This is a genomic window from Thalassolituus sp. UBA6592 (assembly GCF_002433655.1).
Taxonomy (GTDB): Bacteria; Pseudomonadota; Gammaproteobacteria; order Pseudomonadales; family Oceanobacteraceae; genus Venatoribacter.
Window position 1 is genome coordinate 28144 of sequence record NZ_DJIO01000133.1, and the last position, 24807, is coordinate 52950.

The window sequence follows — 24807 nt, forward strand, 5'->3', positions numbered from 1 at the left end:
TGGGATAAATGTTTCTTTGCCGGACATCTTTCGCAAAATGACTGCGATCAATCTGGCTGTTCTTCAAATAATCAGCACAAATGGCGATACCCGGGCCAGAGATCTTCCGGCGAACGAAGTATCGATGTCAGATCCGTCTTATCGAGTGGAAAATCTATATCAAAATAATTTGATATAGATTAGAAACCCGCCTAAACTGCACGCCATGACAGAATCCACCGCCATTGCCACCGATCAGTTTGCCCGTGCAGCCAAAGCTGCCGGCGACAACCTGCGTCTGAGCATTCTCAAATTGCTCGGTCAGGGTTCATTCGGTGTCATGGAACTGTGCGAAGTATTTGGTATTAAACAGTCTGGCATGAGCCACCATCTGAAGGTGCTGGCGCAGGCCGGACTGGTCAGCACCCGGCGGGAAGGTAACAGTATTTTTTACCGTCGCCCGCTGATCAGTGGTCAGGATGTGTGGAGCCAGTGGCTGAAGATGACTTTTACCGCCATTGATGCCACCGATGCTCTGGATGCGGAAGACTACCGCCAGGGGCTGGCTGCGGTTCTGGCGGAACGCTCTGCGGCCTGCGCCGAATTTTTTTCGCGTAATGCCGACGCCTTCAGGGAACAACAGGATCTGATCGCGTCATACGATCAGTACGGTGAAACTTTAGAAGCGCTGATTTCTGCCTACCGCGGTAATAAGGGCTACGCTTTGGAAGTCGGCCCGGGCGCCGGCGAGTTTCTGCCTGCGCTGGCCAGCCAGTTTGAGCGGGTACTGGCACTGGATATTTCTCCGCAGATGCTGGAGCAGGCCTCGGCTGTGGTGGAAAACCAGCAGCTGGAGAACGTGACCTGCCGCTTAGGCGATACCGGCAACCTGCTGGCGGATATTCCGGCGCAGGTCGACTTTGCCGTGGCCAACATGGTGCTGCATCACGTGCCGGCACCGAAAACAATTTTTGCAGATGTCGCCGGTTTACTGAAACCCGGCGGCACGCTGCTGGTGACTGACCTGTGTCACCACGAACAGAACTGGGCCAGAGAATCCTGCGGGGATCTGTGGCTGGGCTTTGATCCTGAGGATTTATCAGACTGGGCAACAGAAGCCGGTCTGAGCGAAGGTCAGAGCCAGTTTCTTGGACTGAGGAACGGATTTCAGATCCAGTTCCGCCTGTTTCATAACGAATAACACGAACATAAACGCGGCCAGCGCCGCAACATTGAGGGCTTAGCATGAGCGAATATTCTATTTTTACCTCTGAGTCTGTCTCCGAGGGCCACCCGGATAAAGTGGCAGATCAGATTTCTGATGCGGTACTGGATGCGATTATTGCACGTGATCCCTACGCCCGTGTTGCGGTAGAAACCCTGGTAAAAACCGGTATGGCGGTCGTCGCGGGTGAAGTCACCACCTCCTGCTACGTCGATCTGGAAGACATCGTGCGTGATGTGATTACCGGTATTGGTTACAACAGCTCCGACGTTGGTTTTGACGGTGCGACCTGTGCGGTTCTCAACGGCATCGGTAAGCAATCAGTAGATATCAACATGGGCGTTGACCGCGCCAAGCCAGAAGATCAGGGCGCTGGCGACCAGGGCCTGATGTTTGGCTATGCCACCAATGAAACCCCGACTCTGATGCCTGCTCCGGTTTACTACGCTCACCTGCTGGTACAGCGTCAGTCTGAACTGCGTCGCAACGGCACTCTGCCATGGCTGCGCCCGGATGCGAAATCTCAGGTCACCATTAACTGGGAAGGCGACAGCCCGAAAGTCGATGCGGTCGTTCTCTCTACTCAGCACGATCCGAACATCTCATTGGATGATCTGCGCGAAGCGGTTCTGGAAAACATCATCAAACCAGTACTGCCGGCAGAATGGCTGCACGAGGGCACCCTGTACCACATCAACCCGACCGGCAACTTCGTGATCGGTGGTCCGGTAGGCGATGCCGGCCTGACTGGCCGTAAGATCATCGTGGATACCTACGGCGGTATGGCACGTCACGGTGGCGGTGCATTCTCCGGTAAAGATCCTTCAAAAGTGGACCGTTCCGCCGCTTACATGGGCCGTTACGTAGCCAAGAACATCGTTGCTGCTGGTCTGGCTGAGCGCTGTGAAATTCAGGTGTCTTATGCCATTGGTGTGGCAGAGCCTACCTCGGTTTCTGTAAACAGCTTCGGCACTGGCAAAATCAGCGATAAAGAACTGGCGCGCGTGATCCGCGAAGTGTTCGACCTGCGTCCATACGCTATCCAGAACCAGCTGGAACTGCTCAACCCAATGTACCAGCTGACCGCCGCGTACGGTCACTTCGGTCGCGAGCCATTTGAACATACTTATACCTATTCCGAGAATGGCGAAGAGAAGAGCAAAACCTTCACCGCCTTCACCTGGGAACGAACCGACAAAGTCGATGCATTAAAAGCAGCGGCCAACGTTTAAGACAGAGGCAGAAAACATGACCACATTTACCGATTACAAAGTCGCCGACATCAATCTGGCTGACTGGGGCCGCAAAGAAATCAAAATCGCCGAAGGCGAAATGCCGGCTCTGATGGCGCTGCGCCGCAAGTACAAAGAATCTCAGCCATTAGCAGGCGCGAAGATCATGGGTTGTATCCACATGACCATTCAGACCGCCGTGCTGATCGAAACCCTGGTGGAACTGGGTGCCGACGTGCGCTGGTCTTCGTGCAACATTTTCTCCACTCAGGATCACGCAGCGGCTGCTATCGCAGCAGCGGGTATTCCGGTATTCGCCTGGAAAGGTGAAACCGAAGAAGAATTCCTGTGGTGTATTGAGCAGACCATCCGCGCGGAAAAAGACAGCGATGCGATCTGGGACGCCAACATGATTCTCGACGACGGCGGCGACCTGACCGAGATGGTTCACAACCGTTTCCCACAGATGCTGGAAGCGATTCACGGTATTTCTGAAGAGACCACCACCGGTGTGCACCGTCTGCTGGACATGCTCAATAAAGGCGAACTGAAAGTACCGGCGATTAACGTTAACGACTCAGTAACCAAATCCAAGAACGACAACAAATACGGTTGTCGTCACTCCCTGAACGACGCCATCAAGCGTGGTACCGACCACCTGCTGTCCGGTAAAAAAGCGCTGGTCATCGGTTACGGCGACGTGGGTAAAGGTTCTGCTGCGTCCCTGCGTCAGGAAGGCATGATCGTTAAGGTCACTGAAGTCGATCCTATCTGTGCCATGCAGGCCTGTATGGATGGTTATGAAGTGGTTTCTCCGTATATCAACGGTGAAAACAAAGGCAGCCTGGACTGCATCAACAAGCAGCTGCTGGCTAATACCGATCTGCTGGTTACCACCACTGGTAACGTCAATGTATGCGATCAGTTTATGCTGCAGGCACTGAAATCCAGCGCCGTGGTTTGCAACATCGGTCACTTCGATAACGAAATCGATACTGCTTTCATGCGTGAAAACTGGGAGTGGGAAGAGATCAAACCTCAGGTGCACAAGGTATACCGCAACAAAGATACCGATGATCACCTGATCCTGCTGTCCGAAGGCCGTCTGGTGAACCTGGGCAACGCCACTGGTCACCCAAGCCGCATCATGGACGGTTCCTTTGCCAACCAGGTACTGGCGCAGATCTATCTGTACGAGCGTAAGTTCGCCGACATGATGGAAGCGGAAAAAGCCGAAAGCGTGTATGTGAAAGTACTGCCGAAGAAGCTGGACGAAGAAGTCGCCAAAGATATGGTGGAAGGCTTTGGTGGTGTAATCACCAAACTGACCCAGACCCAGGCCGACTACATCAGCGTAAAAGTAGAAGGCCCTTACAAGCCTGAAAGCTACAAATACTGATCCGCTGAATCAGTCAATCGGGCCGTTCTGCCGCAGGAACGGCCCGGATGTTGGTTAAAAAACACATAAAACAACGCGGCAACAGAACCATAAACCGGTGCCCGGCACCGCCGACAAAGAGTTCACCATGACCACATTAAGTTTTGAATTCTTTCCGACCAAAAGCGATGAAGGGACGGAAAAACTGCTGACCGTGCGCGATAAGCTGGCAGCCTATAATCCGGAGTTTTTCTCCGTAACCTACGGTGCCGGTGGCTCCACCCGTGACCGTACCTACTCCATCGTTGATGAAATTCAGCAGCGTGGTATTGCCGCTGCACCGCACTTATCCTGCGTGGGCGACAGCAAAGCAGAGATCCGTGAACTGCTGAACCGCTATAAAGAAATCGGCATCAGCCGCATCGTTGCTCTGCGTGGCGACCTGCCATCCGGCGCCGGTCTGGCCAGCAGTGAACTGCGTCATGCCAATGATCTGGTGGAGTTTATCCGCGAAGAAACCGGCGACCACTTCACCATTGAAGTTGCTGCCTATCCTGAGATGCACCCGCAGGCGCCGAACCTGGAAAAAGATCTGGAAAACTTCGTGCGCAAAGCGAAATCCGGTGCAAACAGTGCGATTACCCAGTACTTTTTCAACGCCGACTGTTACTTCTACTTTGTTGACAGAGTGCAATCCATGGGCGTAGACATACCTATCATTCCGGGTATTATGCCTATCACCAACTACAGTAAACTTGCACGATTCTCCGACGGCTGCGGTGCTGATATCCCCCGCTGGATCCGCAAGCAACTGGAAGCCTATGGTGACGATTCCAACAGCATTATGAAGTTTGGTGAAGAAGTCATTACCGACATGTGCCGTCGTCTGCTGGATGGCGGTGCCCCGGGACTGCACTTCTACACTCTGAATCAGGCAACACCCAGCCTTGTTGTATGGAAGAATCTGATCAGCTAGCAAGACGGGTGTAAGCCAATGCTCAGGAGCAGAAATGAGAATCGCGGTGTTTGCAGCAAGAAAAAAACATCGGTCATACGCCAGAAAACTCAAATCTGTTCTCGAACAGAAGCCTGACGTCAGTATTTCGATTCTCTGGTACAAAAACCTGTGGCAAGAGGCAGGCTGGTTGTCTGTCTCTCCACCGCAAAAATGCAGCGTACTCAGACAAATCGTTCTTGATCAGGTCCGCACCAAACAGAACTCACCGGAATGGATTGATAAGTCATCCGGTCTTTTATTCTTCTTTTATCGTCTGCTTAAAACAGCAGAAGCCTTCATCTCCTATCGGGTTTATTTCCATGCGCTGAAAAGCCGCAGAATCACCGCATTATTAATCTGGAACGGTCTGAAATTCCGCCAGAGGATCTGCGTTGAGGCAGCAAAAGCACTGAACATTCCCTGCTATTTTATTGAGCGCGGAGCATTCCCCGGCACAACAACCCTTGACCCTAAGGGGATTAACTACCTGAATTCAGTGCCCCGCGACCCGGCCTTTTTCCGTAGTCATCAGGCAGCGCTGCCGGCCCCCTTTATTGACTATTCCTCTCCGCGTCCGCCATCCCTGCCTGCAAGTTACATATTTATTCCATTTCAGGTAAATACTGACAGCCAGATAGTGCTGTTCTCCCCGTGGCTTCAGAATATGAAGGTACTGGTCCAGACACTGATGGATATTTATTCTGCGACTGACGCTAATATGCCGGATATTGTTCTCAAGACTCATCCGTCCTGTGATCAGAAATACAGCGCTGCGGAAGCGCTGCTGATGAACCACCCTAAGATTCATTTTGCCCATAACCTTTCTACCCAGGATCTTATTTTTCACGCAGACGCAGTGGCGACCATAAATTCTTCTGTCGGACTGGAAGCTCTGCTGATGCAAAAGAAAGTCATTGTTATGGGTCAGGCATTTTATGATATTCCGGGGATCACGCTTTCGGCGCAGGATAAAGCTGGACTAAAAGATGCGCTGGAACATGTCGGTACCTGGAAAGCCGACAGTGTTCTCAGAGAAAGCTTTCTGGCCCATGTAGCCTCAGACCATATCGTTAACGGTCGCTGGCAGGATGCCAGCGAAGAGCACCTGATTGAGATGTCAGAGCGTTTGCTTGCACTTATGTCTGACGGCTCAGAAGCAAAATGCTGATACAGCAGTTGATCATATGCCTGATGCAACTCAGGCAGCGTTCCGACGTATAGCAATGGCTAAAGCAGCGAGCGGAAAGCAAATGACATAATAATCATTAAAACCAGGCCCAAAACCAGACCTCAGATCGCGGCTGTACCTGACAGAGCCTTAAGGTATTATTGCTGGCAGCAGCTATCATCAACTGACCGAAAGATTGGCGCTGCAAGTTTGTTTTGGTTGTAAATCCCATGGTGCATTGCTGTATAAGGGCATAGGCGGCAAAGGTGCATTCCCGGTAATGCCGTGCAACGCAGCTGAAGTCAGAGCGCTTTTTCACCAGACAGAATAACCTTGATCCGATGCGGATTGACGCATATACATGCCAGCCAACTCATATTGCCTTACAATGGCGCCCTCAGAACAATGCGGAGCAATACCTGAATGGAAACTGAGCTGTTTCTCGCTTCCACGCCACTTCACATCCTTAACTCCGTAGCAATTGCCAGCTCCAATAATACCGAAGCGCACCTCTGGCTTATCGACCAACCCGATATTGAGAATAATCCTTATTATCAGATTCTTTCCCATTGGTCAGACTCCCCGTTCGCCAGTATCAATATCAGTCAGGGGCATATACGCCACCCACTGGATAAACTGCGTAACCGCAAAGTCATTTTTACTGAGCTGGGGCAATGGGTAAGGCAGAACAAACCGTCTTTAATATATACCGGCAACGACCGCAGAATTGAGTTCCAGTACAGCATGCACTGCGCCAGTGCTGTGGGTACAGTGAAAGGCATCTATATGGATGAAGGGACCTTTACCTATGTTGGCCGCAGCGCCTCCCGTGGTGTATCAGACCGGATTATCGACAACACCATTAAAAAACTCATTTATGGTATATGGTGGAAAAACCCGATAACGGTCGGGGGATCAGAATGGGTGTCCAGTGTATACGCGGCATTTCCTGATCTTGTCCATCCACTGCTGCAAGCAAAGAAAATGATTCCCTTACAGCCTCTGTATTCCGGCAATCAGAGCGTGAAGGATTTCTGCCGCCAGCTGGCCGCTTATTTCTCCGCCCCCAGCGACGATATTTCAGAAATTGAATGTGTTCTGACGCTTCCCCACGAGTCCATTATTGAGCGCATTCGCGGCTACAAAGAAGCCATGCTGAAAATCGTCGATCAGCTCAAAGCGGCAGGCCTGAAAACCGGCATAAAATACCACCCCCGCAACCAGAACCCGGATATTCTCAACGCGGAGAAGATCTCCGGTTTCACAGTATTACCCTACAGGATTCCGTTCGAAGCCTTGCTGCCTTTGCTGCCGGATGACGTCATTATTATTGGCGATGTCTCGTCTACGCTGATCAACAGCTGCTGGCTGAAGCCAAACGCCCGCCTGTTGTCTGTCGCCAACCCGGAGGTGCCACTGTACGATGAATTCTGTGCATTGTTCGATGAACTCGGCGTGCAAGTGACGGAAAGCTCTCAGGTCGCTGACTCTTTATGCAAGGCCCTCCGTTAGCCTGCTGCGTCCTTCATCCCCCTGCCGTGATTAAGTGAAGGTAAACGGGAACAGCTGACTCACGACCAATTCCCCCTATCTGCCGCTTACTGTGATACGGAATGACAGCCTCTTCAGGCAAGATCTGTCATTCCGCTGTCATTTTCCCTGCATAAGATCAAAAAAGAAACAGAGTGTTCCTCTGAAGAGACGGCTACAAAAGGCGTGATTTAAGCCTTAGTTAAGGTTTCCTCTCTAGCATGCACTCTTTACTCATCAATATTCTGTTCAGGGGAATGCGATGCGCCTGGCGATGAACCTCTTAATCAAAAACGAAGCAGACATCATCGAAGACAATATACGTTTTCATGCAGGTCAGGGAGTGGACTGCTTTGTTGTGATGGATAATGGTTCAGAAGACGGAACCCGGGATATCGTCAGCCAACTCAGTCAGGAATTTGATATACACCTGATTGAACGTCCGGAGCTCGATTATCAGCAGAGTAACTGGAAAACCGAGATGGCGAAGACTTCGCGCAGCGTATTAGGTGCGGACTGGAGTATCGCCAATGACGCCGATGAGTTCTGGGTCGCCGCTGACGGTAATCTCAAACACGATATTTCGCGCTGGGGTTCGATAGTCCACTGCAAACGCATCAACATGATTCCGGACGAATCGTTTCACTCGGCAGGCTTTCATTATCTGGATTCGCCATACCGGGTTAACCTGCCAATACTCAATAAAGGCTGCAACCTGGTGGATAACTCCAACCTGTCCATCATGCTGGGCAACATCAATGGCAAGGTGATGGTCAATAATCATGGCCTGCTGCGGGTTAAAGGCGGAAATCACAGAGCCTGGCATCTGTGGGGGCAGCTTAACCAGAAAGAAAGTGAGAATACCATGGTCTTCCACTTTCCCATCCGCTCCAAAGAAAGTTTTATCCGCAATGTTGAAAACCGGGCCCGGTTATTGGAAAACGGGGTTCATAAGATGGGCGACCACTATCGTCGCTGGGTAAAACTTTACCGGGATAACCGCCTGGAGGAAGAACTGGAGCGCCTTACACTGTCAGCCAACGATGCGCAGACCCTGACAAAGTTCGGAGTCATTATGAAAGATACGTCTGTCGGATCACATATCCGCAGTCAGCTGGGCTGCCACTGACAAGTGGACGTTTAAAACTTTAACGTCCGCATAAGCGGCTGCCTTCAGGGACGTTCAAACTAAACCGGTCAAAGTCTGCCATCAGGCGATAGTGGCTGATCCAGCCCACACTGTTTCCCGGAAGCAGGGTTCCTGCTCGCCTTTCTTCCCAAGCCACAGATTATAAAAATAGACAATCCCTCCTATTTAACAATGAACGTTCCATAAACGAAACATCAGAACCAACCCAGCCCAACACAATCAAGTTACAATCCCGTGTCATAGTAACTATTTTCGGGCCAATCCCGATATTTATGCCATCCGGGATCTGACATTGCTTCGCAGGATTCGACTTACCGATACCGCTATACCGCAGTTATTTGCCTGTATCTACAAAGGACCCGGGCAGGATGACAGCGACCTGCGCGTGGAATCTGTTCTTGAAGACCGTCGCCCATCACTTCTGACACTGACCCATAATGGCGAAAGAGTCCTGAAGTTGATCAAACCCAGACGCTGGCAGGAATACGTCAAACTCTTCTGGTTTCACAGTCGTGTATCAAAAGAAATCCGCGGTATCCGCACCCTCAGCGCCATCGGGTTAAAAACGCCTCACGTTTATGAGGTCGGTATTGCTGTTCTGCCCGCCCGGGATTTCCGTAATATCGGTTACTACTGCATGGAAAACCTGTCATGCCGTGGCTATACCGAGGCGTATAAGCACTTCAAATCGTTAAGTGACGCTTCTGAATTCAGAGCTCAGATTGTACAGAGCCTGATCCAGGATCTGTTAGTGATGCGCCGTCACGCCATCGTGTTTTCCGACCTCCATCTGAACAATCTGTTTGTCGTAGAGCAGGCGGAGCTCTGCTGGATTGATGCCGGCATCATTAAATTCCGTTCTGATTCCTCAGCAAAATTCCGCCGGATGTTTAATCAATCGGTAAACAGACTGCTGACTTTTTATCGTGAAGAAACCGTAATGTCTGAGCAGGAAAAACAGCTTATAGCATCGCAATGCCTGCTTTCTGACTGAGTAGTTCCGGAGCCATTATGAATAGTGTATTGACGTTGTCAGATCAGTTAATCATCGGCAAAGGCCGCGACAGAATCTGTTTTGTCCACCCTGAATTCAGGGATCTTTGCATTAAAGTAGCGCTACGTCCGGAAAAGCAAACCCGCCGTGAAAAGCGGTATTTTCACTATCTGAAGCAGAAGTGCAAAGACCTGGGGAAACTTGCACCCTACTTAGGAAAAGTTGAGACCAACCTGGGCACTGGTGCGGTATTCCCCAGAGTCCTGAATGACGACGGCACAGCGGCAAACAATCTGACCTATGTTATTCGCAACGGATTACTGAATGATGAGTTGATAGATGCACATCTCGCCGGGCTTAAGCAGTACCTGCTGGATAACGCCATCTGTGTCAGGGATGTCAGTCCGTCCAATATCATGTGCAAAGAATCTGAGCAGGGCCACAACTTTATGCTTGTCGATGGTGTGACAAACCCCGGCATAAATCCACTCAATGCCCGCATCAAGTATCTGGCCAGACGATCAGTACGATCCGCCTGGCCTAGCCTTGAACGTAAAGTTAATCGTCTGCGTAAGGAGCGGCAGCATTCCGCTGAGAAATAATATGGCGAATGAGCAGGGCATTGAGAATCATAAAGTATCCGACCGTCAGCTTCAGTGACATAAAGATATCGGTCAGTCCGTAAACCAGTGCTCCAGCACAGACTGTCAGACCAGCATAAGCCGCCAGCCGTGTATCCGGATTGCTCAGACTGCGGCGATAGAAGTTAAAAAGAAAAGCAAAAAAGGCGACAAAGGCTGCAAGACCAAGAATACCTCTGGTTGCTGATATCCAGAGTACATCATTATGAGCATGTTCTAACCAACTACGTATCTTAACTTCTTTTTCAGCATTCATTGCCTGCTTTTCCCGCAGAAAGCCTGACCGGCCTGCGCCTAAAACAGGATTATCGGCAAAGGTATTTATTGCAACCTTCCACAACTCAAATCGCTGCCCTGTGGATGTATTAGCACTTTTCCCAGACATGTAGTATTCGATTTGCTGATAGGCCTGTGCGACACGCTTATCTATCGCTTTGTATGCCGGAGACAAAACCAAAGCAACAAAGATAGCTGCCAATATAAATACGGCAGCGATTTTACGTCTGCGTGATATTTCTTTTAAAAACCCCAATCCGATAAATGCTACGCCCCACAACACCAGGAATAACCAGGCTCCTCTGGTTAATGACCAGAAAGATGCCGCCATACCCGCGACAAAGGCCAGAACTAAAGCCAGACGTAACCATTTCGACTGCGACCGATCGAAGGATAAAATCAGACATAATAATCCTGTGGTTGTACTCATCACCCCATAAGGAATAGACAAACCGTGATGCGCCCCACGTCTTCCTCCATACAAATGATCTTTAACAACGACAACAAAGGCCATAACAGCCGCTAAGATCAGCAACCCATAAAGGCCCTTGCGGGTAACCTTGATATTGGCGAGAGTAACAACCAAACCAACGGGGAGAAGATAGCCCCAGTATGACTTCAGCGACTGAAAAGAAGTAACATCCCCTGCCAACCAGAAACTGATCAAAGCACTGACAAACATCAGCGCACTGAACAGCACAAAGCGCCGTTCATCGGTGCTGATCTGCACCTTAGGATGAATAATAAACGCCAGAGGAAGAAGCCAGACCAAATGAGTAAGCTGCTTCTGTGAAGGAGAAGCATCCAGATGCGCCGACGCAAAGGCTAATCCAATTAAAAATACAAATATATAAATCACTGCCTTACTGAACATTTGATAAGGCGTTACTGTTTGACTAACCAATGTCATTAATATTCCAGGATATTACGAATCTTTTTCAGAACGGATGCAGCATGTGCAGAATCACATGTGCGCCAGTCACCTTCGGCATAATAGTCGCCGTAAAGATAATCAAGAAATCTCTGTCTTAGCAGGGACTCAGGGGGAACAAAATTCCTGCAGGCCGCAATAAGGGTATCCACACTCTCTGCATGCGATACCAGACCATCAATGTTGTAAAATGCATTACCCAGGGTAACAACAGGCTTTTCCAGGAGAATGGATTCGAATCCCACACTGGAGTTGATGGTCACAATAGCCTCAGCCTGCTCAATCAGAATCTGAGTATTTTCGTTATTATAGAATAAAATTCTGCCATTCCTGCTATGCAGATAGCGGTAATCATTCTTTGAGCTTGGATGCTCCTTAATCACAATCACCGGCAAATCAGCTCCGGTAACACGAACAACATCCTCCAACACAGAATACAGATGTTCCATATTCTTTATCCAGGGAGAGTACTCAACTATCTGAGTATCAGAATCCACCTGAAACGGAACAAACAGGTACCTGTCAGGCAAAGGCACATCGCCAGACTGGTGGATGGCCGGGGCTTTTTTGGGCTTCCTTTCTGTTAGCCTGTCAGGCAGTGGCTTTGTCATGACCTTAGAATAACTGAGATAAAAATCTCTGCTTCTTGGAATGCTGCTTGCGTAGTTTACCCCTTCAGCATCTACCGTAGTTGTATCAGGAAAGGCGCCATTTTCAAAAAATAAGGTATCAGTACCAGCTATAACGTACCGGGTAATCTTTTGCCGCCACTTCATACCATTCCACAAACCAATGAGTTGAAAGGCATTATGAGCGAAGAATTTTTCAGTGCGCAGAAAGAAAATATAGCATGACAAGAAATAGTAGAGACTGAGAATGCTTCTGAGCGTGCCTGAAACTTTGAAACCGGGTGATTCCTGTTCCACGGTTTTCAGCCGCTGATCCCGGACACTTGCAATAAGATCTCTTTCCGCTTTTGATAACCGCCGCGGCAGAACAGCAACAGGTAACTTATTATCGTGCAGCACACGAATATCAATATCCTCAGCAGCCTGCGCAATGGCTGAAAAATATCGTTCCTGGTGTCGGTTAACAGCGAGTAAAAGAACGGAAGCCATATCAGTCACCTTTAATATCTGGTAAATAGCGGCATAGACCTGCAATTTGCCAATACAGGAGAGCTGGTGACAACGGCCTTATTCAAAGGCGACAAACGTTTCAAGCAGGTCAAAAATTTATTGTCAGTCAGGATAGATAAAAATCTGAGCATAGCCTGATTCTTTATATTTTTTGTCATAGTCCGCCATCCATTGCTTTTATTCTGGCCAATGCCGGTATTACCTTTGTTTCAGCAACCCTTCTCCATCTTTTAGGTTTGATATTGATTAACACAGCCACCAGATAGAAAAAAATAAACAGCACATCAGAGTCTGTACCGCCTTCTTTATTCTTTTCATAATCCTGTATTGCCGCTGCAAAGCCATCGTCATATTTAGAATAGTAAAAAGCCAGATCCCACAGTGGCTGACCTGTCGTATAATACTGAAGATCAATCAGCTGATACTGACCTGAATCGTCCATCAAAATATTCTGACGCTTAAAATCACCGTGCACTAATGAAAGTGGTGAAGCAAGCTGTGACCAGCTGACGGCCACAGAGTAAAAGAACTCCGACACAGAATTAAACAGCTTATCGTCGGCAAAGCGCTGTTTACGCTCCCGCAAAAACTGTTTGAGCCAGACCGAGATATCCTCTTCCGGCTTCTTTATAACCAGCCCGCTGAGTACTTTCTTTATTGGTGTGTCTGCCTCTATTGCATCCTGCAGCTCTGTATCTGTTGCCAGATCGCTGCGATATTGTGAGGCACTGGTCAGGCGCTGATGCAGAGCGTGAACTTTTGCGGCTTCATAGTGAGAGGGCGTTGCCAGAAAACGGCTGCAGGTTGCTGTCACGGCCGCGTCTGTCAGAGAGAAATGACTGAACACGTCCGGCGTGAGGTTAAGTCTGTTTCTCGACTGCCAGTGCATGAATGCTATTTCACGCTCAGCCAATATCGTCGGCTGCAGTTTAATCAGCAATACAGGTGCAGAAGCCGAGTAGCCAACAAACATGCCGTTATTGTTTACGCCACCAAAGCGTACCCGCCGGATAGATGAAACCTTCTGACCAGACTCATCAACGAGATTATTCACCGCGGCCTGAAGACGACCCGCCCCTGTCGCAAGTTTACGCTCCAGGCGGGCAATACTCAGGTCACAAACAATCCTGTTGATGATCTCTTTAATCATGGAATTTCTGGGTATGCGAAAGCATTTTCCCTGTTACTTCCCGCGTCACTGACGATTGCCGCAATCATAGACTCAAGCTTTAGCTCTGCAGTTTTACTGAAGGCTCTGACTCTTTCCAGATCGTCGTCGCTGAACGCCCCATAGGCATTCAGATCCGCTGATTCCAGTTCCTGAAAGCCCATTGAACGCTTATCTGAGTTAATCGCGTCACTCAACAGATAGCGGATTTTTGGGGTATTGGATTCCAGTGCAATAAAGGGTATTTCGTTTTTAATGCACATGGTGACTGTGTGGTAACGACCGGTAATGACCAGATCAAACTGACGCAGATACAAAATGTAATCCGCGGGATCAATTGAAATATGACGATCCGTTTTCAGCCAGCGGATCACATTTTTCACCCAGGGCCGCGGGCTGCGCAGAAACTTTGCATTTGAGGGTCTGGCCACCACCATGGAGCGGAAAGGAAAACCGCGTTCAGCAGCAAAATCCTGCAACTTCTGTGAGTCGCCACGTATTGTACTGTCGATAACACAAGTGCCGGCAGTAGCACCCCCTGTGTATTTATGATTTTTGGCGAATGTCAGATCCGGAACATACTGCCCTTGCAGACCAGCTTCGTTGAGCTCATCCAGACTGCCCCGGTCGCGGACAAATATCGCGCGGAAAAACGCCATGCGACGGTATGCGTCGGCACTGTTTTTATGCAGGGTCGCGTTAATCAGATAGCAGGGCTTTTTCAGTTCTGTGGTCGAGAATTCGGCAAAATCAATCAATGCCTGAGCATATTTACGCTCATCGCTGTGATGTATTGTACCCTCACCATTGATAATGAAAGCGTCCACTTCCGGCATGCTCTTAATCTGGCTTCTGTGCTTACGCCAATCGGTACTCACCGGCCAGGTCCAGACGACCTCTACCTGCTCCTGATGCAGCAGATTCATCAGGTTTTCCATCACCAGGCGGCAGCCGTAATGATGGGTCGGACGGGTATCGTTAATAATCGCTATCTTCATATCGTTCCGCGCCGACCTGACAGTCAGCCTTGCATTATCCGGTCAAAAACAGTGAGTGCTTCCTGCTCAGTAAACCAGCCGTTGATTACATTTGGCCAGAGATGGGCATCTGAACGCTGAACAAAATCAGGGCCGTACTTCCGCTTGGCTGAGACAATAACCTCTTCGTTGCCTGCCGCCACCAGCGAATTAAAGCGATGCTTTCCGCCCTGATTGACCCATACCCAGTCGCGCCCACTGATCAGGAATTCACCATGAATATGTTTGTAAGACACGGGATTATAGCTGTTTGAGCGTATGCTCTGATATACCAATTGCTGTCGCTGAAACTCAGATTCGCCGACCTGATGCGATACCGGACCAAAATATTGCCAGCCATAATCGCCGGATCTCGACGCGCCCATCTTGATGGCTTCTTTTCCGAGGTATCCGTGTGGTGTTTCAACCGCCACCTGGTCCAGACGTTCCTCCGGTGAGATAGCCCACCAGGGCATGACCGTTGCCATCGCTGGCAGGCTGGCAATCGGACTCTGCATCACAGACAGCAACTGACCGACAGTTGCGGGCTTTACGCTGTCATAAAACTGAAACAGAGGGCTGTTTTCATACGAATCATGACCCTCTTGCAGAGTCATAACGAATGGATTCCGGCTGGCGGGAAGCATAGTGAGATTCATCCGGCACCTGCTGACAGGCACAGATACAATAATATCGCCGGGCTTATGGTAAGCGAGCTCCGCCGGTGAGTGCCTGTAGTGACTCACCTGCTCAAGGGCTTTTCGTCTTTTAAAACCAGCTATACCAAACACGCGACACTCCCGATCAGGGCGTTAAAATCGCGGCAATATACAGTCAATTATTCACCAGATGGGATAATTTCCTTACAGAGCACTGAGAACAGATTGTTCCAGTCTGTCGAGGTCAGGGATCATCGCCTGCCCTTCATCAATACTGACAGCCTGCATATCGAAGGCCCCCATATTCATTGCTTCCACTTCCTGAATGTCTTTTTCATTGATGTGAACCAGACGTGGAATACCCTGCACCAGGATCGCGAAAAACGGCATGGCAGCGTGATTACCAACGCCATTGACCACAGCAAAACGGGCGTTCGGGTTCGGTGCCGGGGCCGCCTGCTGGTTAAGCATCTCGTAGCACACAACCGGAACCGGAGTTCCACGCCAGTCCAGCCGTCCCAGCATCCAGTCCACAGAAGACGCCGTGGTCAGCAGGTGGGAGAACGGGATGATTTCTGCCACGGTTACGTTAGGCAGCAACAGGTTCTTATCTTTCAGCGGGATCAGCAGACAGTCAACCTGATTGGGTGTTTCTGTTTTTGTCAGTGATTGGCTCATGCTTTGGTATCCATTTGCTCAGGCGTTTCTACCCAGCTGTGTTTGAGGCAGTTTACCAGCTGCATCGCCAGCTGGCTCGGGTCGCCTGTGTAATTAATACGTCCGGTTTCGATGGCGCTTTCCGGCATGGAGGCATTGGCGCAGGTTTCCGGTGTCTGTGCCCAGACGCGGATGTCCGGCGCAGGCAAGGTCTGAATAGCGTCTGCTCCATCGTTCCCCATACCACTGAACAGAATGTATCCGGCTTCAGCACCATAGTGCGCCGCCACATTCAGTATGACCTGATCAATGGATGGCCCATAGGGGCCCGGCCATGGCCGGTTCTTCAGACGGAAACGGCTGCTGTCAGCAAATTCAAACTCATTACTGACCGGCGCCACCAGCACATCACCACAGGTAAGCGTATCGCCTTCCACGTAATTCTTTAAGTTGTAAGCGCTGTGGCGGCCAATGGTATTGCACAGAGTCTGTTCAAATCGCGGATCGATATGCTGCGCGTAAACAAACGCCACCGGCAAACCACCGGGCAGCGCATCGAGAAATTTCTTAACCGCTTCCGGCCCGCCCAGCGATGCGCCTAATACCCATACCTGCTTTGGCTTCATACCGCTGAAGTCTCTGCCGACAAACACGGTCGGCAGTGGGATAACCGCGCTGCCGCTGTCCTTCAGGGTTTCCAGTGCAGCGGCATCTGCAGCCACCACCGGAGTGATGTGCAGCAGCTCGCGCAGTTTACTGTACAGCCGCTTTTCCCATTTTGGGAAGGTCGGGCACTGTTTCTGCGGCGCCTGCTCAATGCCAATCAGTACCGGGATGTCGCCATCCAACAGATCATCCAGCCAGTCCAGACTGGCTTCGTCAGCATCTTCCCGAACATCAACCACCCAGGCATCAAGCTCAGCCTGGGTGCCCATATCGAGGAAGCGCTGAGGGTCGGTTGAAATGACCACATCAAAGCCGAAGTGCAACAACGCACTCTTTAATAAATGCTGCTGTAACAGATCATCGGCAAGGATCCCAACCCGGGGAAGTGCCATATCAGGACTCTATCCCCAGCAGCCGGTGCATAGTGTCCAGCAGTTTATCTTCCTGGAACGGCTTACCAAGATACTCGTTCACCCCGATCGACATCGCCCGCTCACGGTGCTTATCACCGGTACGCGAGGTAATCATAATGATCGGGATATCTTTTAAGCGCTCATCATGGCGTATCAGAGATGCCACCTCAAAGCCGTCCATGCGTGGCATCTCAATATCCAGCAGCATCAGATCCGGTTTGTGGTCCTGCAATGTTTCCATCGCATCCATACCATCTTTCGCTGTGAAAACTTCCATGCCGTTACGTTCCAGCAGACGCGTGGTTACTTTCCGTACCGTTACCGAGTCATCCACCACCAGAACCCTTGGCAGACGGTTTTCCAGTTCATGGCGACGTTCAGCTTCCTGACTGTCCAGCAGTTTCGCCTGCTGATACTCGAGGCTGGCCTGAGTACGGATCATGGCCGGCAGGTCGAGAATGATAACCACGTTACCATCCCCCAGAATGGTACCGCCGGACACACCCATCACAGATGAGAACTGCGGTCCCAGCGTTTTTACCACGATCTCCCGCGAGCCCAGCAGCGAATCCACCTGCAGTGCAAATGGTGTCGCACCGCGGATCAGCAGCATAGGCACCGGCATGGCCTGGCCTGTCAGTTTCGGCTGCGCATCGGTTTCCAGCATCACACCGAGATATTCCACGCGGTAATCGGTACCGGCATAACCAAACAGACGCTCGGTCTGTGGTTTGTTGTACAGATCCTGCAGCTGATTCACCGGCGCCCGCACAATACCCTGAATGTTGTTCAGAGGTACGGCGTAAAGGTCTTCACCCACCCGCACCATCAGTGCACGGTTCACCGATACGGTAAATGGCAGACGGATGATAAAGCGGCTGCCGACTCCGGCCTCAGACTGGATTTCAACCGAGCCGCCCATCTGTTTAATTTCGCTGGACACAACGTCCATGCCCACACCACGACCGGAAATCTGGGTCACAGACTCCGCTGTCGAGAAACCGGCCTGCAGAATAAACTGCATGATTTCCTGGTCGCTCAGGTTGGCACCTTCCGGCATCAGGCCGCGTTCTACGGCTTTTCTGCGCACGGCGTCCATATTCACACCGCGACCGTCATCACTGAGGGTCAGAACTACGTCACCACCGTCACGGCTGATCTCGAGATCGATCATACCGACGTCCGGTTTGCCGGAGGCAGCACGCTGTTCCTGATTCTCAATACCATGGTCCACGGCGTTACGTACCATGTGTTCCAGCGGCGAGATCATACGTTCCAGAATGGTCCGGTCCATCTCACCGTCGGCGTTATGCACGCGCAGTTCGACATGCTTACCCAGTTCCAGGCTGATCTGACGCACGATACGGCGCAGACGTGGAACCAGACGCTGGAACGGCACCATACGGGTCTTCATCAGACCTTCCTGCAGCTCGGTGTTTACCCGGCTCTGCTGCAGCAGCAGAGTTTCTGCATCCCGGGTTTTACCACCCAGAGTGTCTTTCAGGTCAGCAAGGTCGGAAGCCGATTCCACCAGCGCCCGCGAGAGCTGCTGAATAGTGGAGTAGCGGTCCATTTCCAGCGGGTCAAAATCTTCGTAATCCGGGCCCTGACGCTCCTGACGGAACAGCACCTGAGCCTCGGTTTCCATATCCAGACGACGCAGCTGATCGCGCAGACGCTCCAGCGTCATATCCATCTCGTCAATGGTATGTGAGAAGTCGGTAACCTGCTGCTCCAGACGACCACGGCCAATGGAGGTTTCACCGGCCAGGTTCACCAGATTGTCGAGCAGATCGGCAGAGACTTTAACCAGCTCCTGTGGCGCTTTACGCACAGTCTGCTGTGCTTTCGGCGGTTCTGGTTTTACTACCGCAGCCGGTGCTGGCGCTACTTCCTGCACGGCGCTGTCACGACGCAGAGGCACGACATTAGAGACAACGGCTGGCGCCATCTCTGTGGACTCTGCTGTTGTGTGATCCTGAGCGTCGTCATTGCCGGCATCCGCCGGAATGTATTCCTGTTCCTGCGCTGGTTCCTGAGTATCGACAAGCGAGGATGGCGCAAAGGCATCATCATCTGTGGTCAGGGATTTTTCACCCAGCATGACAGGTGAATCGGATTCCAGTGCTGCAGCGACGCGTTCAACGCGGTTGATCAGTTCATCCTGACGACGGTTGGCGTCGTCATAGAAGCTGGCATCGCGGGCAACGTAACCCTGCTGTGCCTGCAGAATACGGGCTTCGAAATCGTGGGCGATATCACCGATGTCGGTCAGACCAGCCAGGCGCGCGCCCCCTTTCAGGGTATGCAGGATACGCTGGGCTTCATCAGCATAGGAAAGCTGATCCGGAGCCTGTTGCCAGTCGTGCAGAGCACGATCCAGTGCTTCCTGCAGCTCCGAAGCTTCCTCAATAAAGATATCGAGAATTTCACGGTCCGACTCATCCAGTGCTTCGCTGCGGATAATATCGGCAGGCGCTGCAGTCTGGCTGATTTCTGCATCCGCAGAATAGCTGTCTTCAGCGCTTTCTTCGTATTCCGGCACGCCGGCAAAAGCGCCACCTTTAATGTACTTGTGCAGTGCATCCACCAGCGCAGTGGCTGGCGCGGGTGACAGGCCCTGACGCACGTTGTCGATCTGTACGCTGAGCTGATCCTGAGCCTGATCAATCAGATTGAAGACACCCGGCTCAACACTCAGACGGCCGTCATTGATGTTTTCGTAGAGGGTTTCCAGCTCGTGGCAGAGATCAGCAATCGCCGGCAATTCCGCCATGCGGGCACCACCCTTGAGGGTGTGCAGCTCACGCTGCAGCTGTGCTACATGAACCAGATTGTCCGGATCTTCACGCCATTGCTGTACAGCCGCTTCCACTGACTCGCTGATTTCCTGAGCTTCTTCGAGGAAGATTTCGAGAATTTCCTCGTCACCTTCATCCAGCTCCGGCAGTGGTGGCAACTCATCGGCAGCAGAGGCAAAAGGATCGGCCGCAGGGACATCGTCAATCAGCAGATCGGTTTCGATATCGGACTGCAGGTCATCAGCAGCCGGTGCCTGCCATTGTGCTTCACTCTCAACCTGAGGCTCTGCTTCAGCGGCAAACTGTTCAGCGTCACTCTCAATCTGTGGTGCACTGAAATCATCTGACAGCAGGTTTGTGTCAGGTTCAGCCAGGCTGAAACCAGAGTCAGCATCCAGAGCTGCATCATCCGCGTTATCTGGCGCAGCAAACTGCCAGTGACTGATGGTATTGATCAGCTCGTCGGCCGCCGTAGTTTCCTGACCGGCTGCAAGACAGTCCATCATCGACAGAATCGTTTCATGGGCATCTGATGCGGTCTGCAGCAGTTCGCTTTCTGCGGCGGCCTGCTCCTGAGCAACGCGACGATAGAGATCATCCAGCGCTTCCGCCAGAGACTGAATATGCGGGACTTCCGCCTGACGCGCACCGGCAGCAACATCCTGCAGGTCTTTACTCAGCTCAGTCAGTACAGAGCAGTCGTTATCGCGCTGCCATTTCTGCAGCAGACGATCTGCATCCAGCAGTGAATCCATCCCTTCTGCCAGGAACTGAGCAATCGCCTGTGGGTTTGGCCCCTGACGACTGTCTTCCTGTCCCTGCAGAGGTTTCAGAATCTGATGCTCGAGCTCATTGATACGGGCGATAAATTCTTCAGCGCCATTCAGTGCCGGTGCCTTAAGCAATTCACGGTCATCCAGTGCCGAAGCGATGATGGCAGAGCCATCCTGCAGCAGGCTGACAATGTCGCGACTGTTAGCCACCTGATAAGCACGCAGCTCTTTAATCAGACGCTCCAGCGGCGAAGCCACTTCTGCAATCGCGGTGACACCCGCCATGTGGGCACTGCCTTTGAGTGTATGCAGGGCACGCTGGACCTGATCACTTAGGGCATTGAGGAAGTCTTCTGCGTGGGAAGCCTGGACAAACTCATCGACGGTGGCCAGATGCGTGCGTGCTTCATTTTCAAACACTTCAAGCAGGGCATCCGCTTCGGCTTCGTCGTCATCTTCGACGCCATAGCCAGACAGAGCACTGTCCGCAGTCTCTTCTGCCGGGTAAGGCAAATCTGTGGCGCTCAGCGTGATGTCATCATCTTCGGCCAGTGTCAGTTCAGAATCACTGTCCTGTTCAGCAGCGTCACTGTCTGACAGTTCAACATCAACTCCTGCAACGTCAATTCCGTCGCCTTCGTCTTCAGCACCGATACCTTCAATACCAGTCTCTGCAGCGCCGGTTTCTTCAGGGACAGGCGCTGCGTCACCCAATTCGGCTGCAGAATCAGCGGAAGCTACAAAAGGTGATACTGATTGGCCATCGGCGAGCGCAAAGGCGTAATCCATCAGCGGCTGGGTATCGATGGATGCAGGACGCTGATTACGGAAGTCGTCAATCAGAGCCGGTAACTGGCTGATCACATGGTCGACCAGATCCACCAGGTTCTGCGAGATAACAATGGTGTTATCCAGAACCCGGTTAAACATATTTTCCACAGACCAGGCGAGCTCGCCGATAACGCCTGCTTTCACCATGCGGCCACTGCCTTTCAGCGTGTGGAAGGCACGGCGTACGGTAGTCAGGGCTTCGTTATCATTCTGATCCGCTTTGAACTGAGGCCAGAATTCGTTCAGCGTATCGCCGACTTCTTCGGCTTCTTCAAGGAAGATTTCGATGATTTCATCATCAATCAGATCATCGTCATCATCTTCGGCAACGACTTGCGCAGCAGCGGGCGCTGCGACTTCACTGACCTCAGGTTCTGCAACCTGTTCCTCAACAGCAATACTGGCGTATTCCTGCTCAAGAGCCTGTTCGTCAACTTCTGGCAGCTGCTCTTCTTCAGCATCGGCCAGAGAATCGTCTGCTGGAAGATCGAAGCTGATGGATTCTTCAGGTGTTTCTTCTGCCGCATAAATAACTTCTTCACTGGCCATTGGCTCAGCAAAATCAGCGCTGTGATCTTCCACCGCCGGTAACTGTTCATCACCTTCCAGCGGGAAATCTTCATGCTCAGGTGCGGCCGCGGAAGCCGGCAGCTGATCAAGCGCTTTTTCCGCTTTGGCCAGCAGATCTTCACCGGCGCTGCGTGGGTTTTCTGAGTAACGTTCAACGAAGTACTCAATACCGGACAGCACATCCGCGAGAATATCCAGAATCGCCCATTCCGGCTTCATCTGTTTATCGATCAGATCTTTTTGTACGAACGAAGCGGCGCGCGACAGAATGCCCGCCACACGAGGCAGCGGAATCATGCTCAGGGAACCTTCAATGGTGTGCAGCAGGCGCGGCACATCTTCCAGTTCCGGCAGTGACCATTGTTTAGCAATGTACTCGACGATGGCGTCTTTGACCTGCTCCAGCACGTTACGCGCTTCACGCAGCACAGCTTTCTGTGCGTCGCTCATAGCGCTGCTGCCTCCGCTGGCATTCAGATCACCTTCGCGCTGCATACCACTGATGGTGGCTTCGACGTACAGCAGTGCACCGGCAATATCGAGCAGACCGGCATCCGAGATGTCGCCGCTATCCAGCATACGGGCAACAGCACCCTGCTGTTCCTGCATCACTTTGCGCGGCATGCCAATGCCCAGCATGCCCATGGTATCGGCTATCTGCTTCAGCGATGGCGTCAGCTCACGCAGTGCGTTCTGACGGTCATCATCACTGCGCACCAGCAGATCCAGACGATCTTTAACGGCAGCAATTTCTTCAGTCAGGGCACCCAGCACATTGCCTACGGTGTCTTTGTCCGGGCCGGCCAGTGCATCCTGTTCTTTACGGATTTCTTCTTCGGTCGGCAGCGCCTGGCGCAGACCAAAGGTTTCCTGTACCTCACGGATGGCTTCGCTGCTGACATCAGTGCGCGCCACGTAAAACAGGATATTTTTCAGCAGTTCTTCCGCCGGCGGCTGGTTCAGCGCGCGGGCAGGATTATCAATAATGGTTTTCAGCTGATGATCGAGCTGACGCAGCAGGCTCTTGGCGCTGTTCGGCATACTCTGCTGCTTCATCAGCCATTCGCTGAAAGCCAGTGCCGGTAACCAGACCAGTCCCTGCGGGGTTTTGCCAAGCGCCTTATGCAGACGGGCAAACACTTTATTCAGGTATTGTTTGGCAACATCCGGCTGTTTGTTCTGCAGCAGCTGGAGAGTCGCAGTCTGCAGCATCTGCCGGACTTTACGGATCCAATGAGAGAAATCGTCACTTTCGAACGGACGCAGCTGATCAATGGAGAGCAGAGGAGTCTGCGGAATTTTAGGGGCAAACAGCGCTGTCTCGGACAGGAAAGCCTCGCCGCGCGCTGAACGCAGTTCGTTCAGAATCGGCAGCAGCACCACAGGCAGATCTCGGCGGCCTACCTTTACGTGCTCAAGGTAATGCGGCAGCTGAATAATCGCCTGCATAAGGATCTCCAGACCCTCACGCTCATTGCTCAGCCCGCCTTCAGAAATAGCAGCCGCAACGGCCTCCATTTCTTCGGCCAGCAGGGCAGCGCCATAGAATTCCACCATCTGTAACGTGCCATGGATCTGATGCAGATAGCTCAGGCAGAATTTCAGGCGGCTGTTGTCCTGGGGATTCTCTACATACGCTTCCAGCGCCTGCTGGGCCTGTTGCAGAGTTTCTTCGATTTCCCCTTTTACCCATTCCAGGGCGATGTAGTCCTGACTCATCGCCTTGCGGTCTCCCCTGTCGAATTATTTTGCTTACGCACGAATGCGGATACCTGACTGCTATGCACTGGTTCTAACAACGGGTGTTGAAAATCCACCATTTCCCCCAGGCCGATTACCAGAATACCGCCGGGCGCGAGGCGCTCGGCAAGAACGTTCAGGATTTCCCGGCGACGCCAGCGGCGGAAATAAATCAGCACGTTCTGGCAAAAAATTACATGTTGTGACTGCAACGGGCAGCTGGCCAGGTCGAGAATATTGACCTGAGTAAAACAGCTGCGCTGCCGCAGAGTGTCTGCGACCTCGAACGAACCATCAGCCCCCGCCTGGCGAAAGCCAAGTTTGGCGTAATCGCCCGGCACCAAAGAGACGGAACGTGTCTGATATTTCCCGGCTCTGGCCTTACGCAGAACAATGGTAGAGATATCTGTCCCTGTCACTGCATAGCGTTTGCCTGCCGGTTTCAGCCAGCGTTCACCAACCATGGCAAGGCTGTACACTTCTTCCCCGGAAGAACAGCCCACACTCCAGAATTCAATCGTGCCGGTATCGTCTTCTCTGGCCTTTTTCTGCACATATTGCTCAACAAAAGCAAAGGCATCCGGGTCACGGAAAAAACGCGTTTCCTGCACTGTCAGGCGATCAACCAGAGTACTCCACTCGATCGCACCCGCCGGGCCATTCTGCACCCGCTCGTAGTATTCCTGATAACTGGAGCAGCCAACTTCCTGCATACGCAGGCCAAGGCTGGTCTGCAGGAAGGAGCGGCGCTGGGGTGTGATACACATCCCGGTACGCTCCTCCAGCAGGTTCTGCCAGCGGGCAAACTGAGTGTCGTCCAGTTCCGGCAGACTACTCCTACCTGCGAGCAATTGATGATTCATTCAATATCAT

General features: G+C 51.8%; 18 protein-coding genes. 9 read left to right on the top strand and 9 right to left on the bottom strand.

Annotated elements, in window-relative coordinates:
- Positions 1–205 precede the first annotated feature (205 nt).
- From B2Z72_RS12745 to B2Z72_RS12785, 9 genes are all read left to right on the top strand, one after another.
- Positions 206–1180, top strand: a complete 975-nt coding sequence (locus B2Z72_RS12745) for an ArsR/SmtB family transcription factor (RefSeq protein WP_296980514.1) — start codon at positions 206–208, stop codon at positions 1178–1180.
- Positions 1181–1224: 44 nt separating this feature from the next.
- Positions 1225–2436: a methionine adenosyltransferase gene (metK, locus tag B2Z72_RS12750; RefSeq protein WP_296980512.1), complete on the top strand. Its 1212-nt coding sequence runs from the start codon at positions 1225–1227 to the stop codon at positions 2434–2436.
- 16 nt (positions 2437–2452) lie between these two features.
- Positions 2453–3835 (top strand): adenosylhomocysteinase, encoded by a 1383-nt coding sequence (gene ahcY / locus B2Z72_RS12755; protein WP_297004987.1) that lies wholly within the window; start codon positions 2453–2455, stop codon positions 3833–3835.
- 127 nt (positions 3836–3962) lie between these two features.
- The gene (gene metF / locus B2Z72_RS12760; protein ID WP_296980503.1) at positions 3963–4790 is read left to right on the top strand and encodes a methylenetetrahydrofolate reductase [NAD(P)H]; all 828 of its coding nucleotides are present in this window, start codon (positions 3963–3965) and stop codon (positions 4788–4790) included.
- Positions 4791–4959: 169 nt separating this feature from the next.
- Entirely contained in the window at positions 4960–5979 is a 1020-nt protein-coding gene (locus tag B2Z72_RS12765; RefSeq protein WP_296980500.1) for a hypothetical protein, read from the top strand.
- 423 nt (positions 5980–6402) lie between these two features.
- Positions 6403–7491, top strand: coding sequence for a polysialyltransferase family glycosyltransferase (locus tag B2Z72_RS12770; RefSeq protein WP_296980498.1), 1089 nt, complete (start codon positions 6403–6405; stop codon positions 7489–7491).
- Positions 7492–7771: 280 nt separating this feature from the next.
- Positions 7772–8638 carry a glycosyltransferase family 2 protein gene (locus B2Z72_RS12775; protein WP_296980495.1) on the top strand — a complete coding sequence of 289 codons (867 nt, stop codon included), beginning with the start codon at positions 7772–7774 and terminating at the stop codon, positions 8636–8638.
- Positions 8639–8951: 313 nt separating this feature from the next.
- Positions 8952–9653 (top strand): hypothetical protein, encoded by a 702-nt coding sequence (locus B2Z72_RS12780; RefSeq protein WP_296980492.1) that lies wholly within the window; start codon positions 8952–8954, stop codon positions 9651–9653.
- Positions 9654–9670: 17 nt separating this feature from the next.
- Positions 9671–10255, top strand: a complete 585-nt coding sequence (locus B2Z72_RS12785; protein ID WP_296980489.1) for a YrbL family protein — start codon at positions 9671–9673, stop codon at positions 10253–10255.
- On the opposite strand, the gene B2Z72_RS12790 is transcribed toward B2Z72_RS12785, so the two are convergent.
- From B2Z72_RS12790 to B2Z72_RS12830, 9 genes are all read right to left on the bottom strand, one after another.
- Positions 10212–11480 (bottom strand): O-antigen ligase family protein, encoded by a 1269-nt coding sequence (locus B2Z72_RS12790; RefSeq protein ID WP_296980487.1) that lies wholly within the window; start codon positions 11478–11480, stop codon positions 10212–10214. The genes B2Z72_RS12785 and B2Z72_RS12790 overlap by 44 nt on opposite strands.
- Positions 11480–12619 carry a hypothetical protein gene (locus B2Z72_RS12795; RefSeq protein WP_296980485.1) on the bottom strand — a complete coding sequence of 380 codons (1140 nt, stop codon included), beginning with the start codon at positions 12617–12619 and terminating at the stop codon, positions 11480–11482. The genes B2Z72_RS12790 and B2Z72_RS12795 overlap by 1 nt, the downstream gene beginning before the upstream one ends.
- A 175-nt stretch (positions 12620–12794) precedes the next feature.
- Positions 12795–13790, bottom strand: a complete 996-nt coding sequence (locus B2Z72_RS12800) for a phosphotransferase (RefSeq protein ID WP_296980483.1) — start codon at positions 13788–13790, stop codon at positions 12795–12797.
- Complete coding sequence (locus tag B2Z72_RS12805) at positions 13787–14806, bottom strand: polysaccharide pyruvyl transferase family protein (RefSeq protein ID WP_296980480.1); 1020 nt, start codon at positions 14804–14806, stop codon at positions 13787–13789. The genes B2Z72_RS12800 and B2Z72_RS12805 overlap by 4 nt, the downstream gene beginning before the upstream one ends.
- A 23-nt stretch (positions 14807–14829) precedes the next feature.
- Positions 14830–15615, bottom strand: coding sequence for a hypothetical protein (locus B2Z72_RS12810; RefSeq protein ID WP_297004988.1), 786 nt, complete (start codon positions 15613–15615; stop codon positions 14830–14832).
- A 72-nt stretch (positions 15616–15687) separates the two neighbouring features.
- Positions 15688–16161 (bottom strand): chemotaxis protein CheW, encoded by a 474-nt coding sequence (locus B2Z72_RS12815; protein ID WP_296980476.1) that lies wholly within the window; start codon positions 16159–16161, stop codon positions 15688–15690.
- On the bottom strand, positions 16158–17198 hold the full coding sequence (locus B2Z72_RS12820) for a chemotaxis protein CheB (protein WP_296980474.1): 1041 nt from the start codon (positions 17196–17198) through the stop codon (positions 16158–16160). The genes B2Z72_RS12815 and B2Z72_RS12820 overlap by 4 nt, the downstream gene beginning before the upstream one ends.
- Before the next feature lies 1 nt (position 17199).
- Positions 17200–23913, bottom strand: coding sequence for an Hpt domain-containing protein (locus B2Z72_RS12825; RefSeq protein WP_296980472.1), 6714 nt, complete (start codon positions 23911–23913; stop codon positions 17200–17202).
- Positions 23910–24797 (bottom strand): CheR family methyltransferase, encoded by an 888-nt coding sequence (locus B2Z72_RS12830; RefSeq protein ID WP_296980469.1) that lies wholly within the window; start codon positions 24795–24797, stop codon positions 23910–23912. Before B2Z72_RS12830 ends, B2Z72_RS12825 begins: the two co-directional genes overlap by 4 nt.
- Positions 24798–24807: the final 10 nt, after the last annotated feature.

What these genes read in the sequence shown, in the direction of transcription:
- B2Z72_RS12745 (WP_296980514.1), top strand. Translation starts at nt 206, where the DNA reads ATGACAGAATCCACCGCCATTGCCACCGATCAGTTTGCCCGTGCAGCC.
- metF (WP_296980503.1), top strand. Translation starts at nt 3,963, where the DNA reads ATGACCACATTAAGTTTTGAATTCTTTCCGACCAAAAGCGATGAAGGG.
- B2Z72_RS12770 (WP_296980498.1), top strand. Translation starts at nt 6,403, where the DNA reads ATGGAAACTGAGCTGTTTCTCGCTTCCACGCCACTTCACATCCTTAAC.
- ahcY (WP_297004987.1), top strand. Translation starts at nt 2,453, where the DNA reads ATGACCACATTTACCGATTACAAAGTCGCCGACATCAATCTGGCTGAC.
- B2Z72_RS12775 (WP_296980495.1), top strand. Translation starts at nt 7,772, where the DNA reads ATGCGCCTGGCGATGAACCTCTTAATCAAAAACGAAGCAGACATCATC.
- B2Z72_RS12825 (WP_296980472.1), bottom strand. Translation starts at nt 23,913, where the DNA reads ATGAGTCAGGACTACATCGCCCTGGAATGGGTAAAAGGGGAAATCGAA.
- B2Z72_RS12785 (WP_296980489.1), top strand. Translation starts at nt 9,671, where the DNA reads ATGAATAGTGTATTGACGTTGTCAGATCAGTTAATCATCGGCAAAGGC.
- B2Z72_RS12820 (WP_296980474.1), bottom strand. Translation starts at nt 17,198, where the DNA reads ATGGCACTTCCCCGGGTTGGGATCCTTGCCGATGATCTGTTACAGCAG.
- B2Z72_RS12790 (WP_296980487.1), bottom strand. Translation starts at nt 11,480, where the DNA reads ATGACATTGGTTAGTCAAACAGTAACGCCTTATCAAATGTTCAGTAAG.
- B2Z72_RS12815 (WP_296980476.1), bottom strand. Translation starts at nt 16,161, where the DNA reads ATGAGCCAATCACTGACAAAAACAGAAACACCCAATCAGGTTGACTGT.
- B2Z72_RS12830 (WP_296980469.1), bottom strand. Translation starts at nt 24,797, where the DNA reads ATGAATCATCAATTGCTCGCAGGTAGGAGTAGTCTGCCGGAACTGGAC.
- B2Z72_RS12795 (WP_296980485.1), bottom strand. Translation starts at nt 12,619, where the DNA reads ATGGCTTCCGTTCTTTTACTCGCTGTTAACCGACACCAGGAACGATAT.
- B2Z72_RS12800 (WP_296980483.1), bottom strand. Translation starts at nt 13,790, where the DNA reads ATGATTAAAGAGATCATCAACAGGATTGTTTGTGACCTGAGTATTGCC.
- metK (WP_296980512.1), top strand. Translation starts at nt 1,225, where the DNA reads ATGAGCGAATATTCTATTTTTACCTCTGAGTCTGTCTCCGAGGGCCAC.
- B2Z72_RS12805 (WP_296980480.1), bottom strand. Translation starts at nt 14,806, where the DNA reads ATGAAGATAGCGATTATTAACGATACCCGTCCGACCCATCATTACGGC.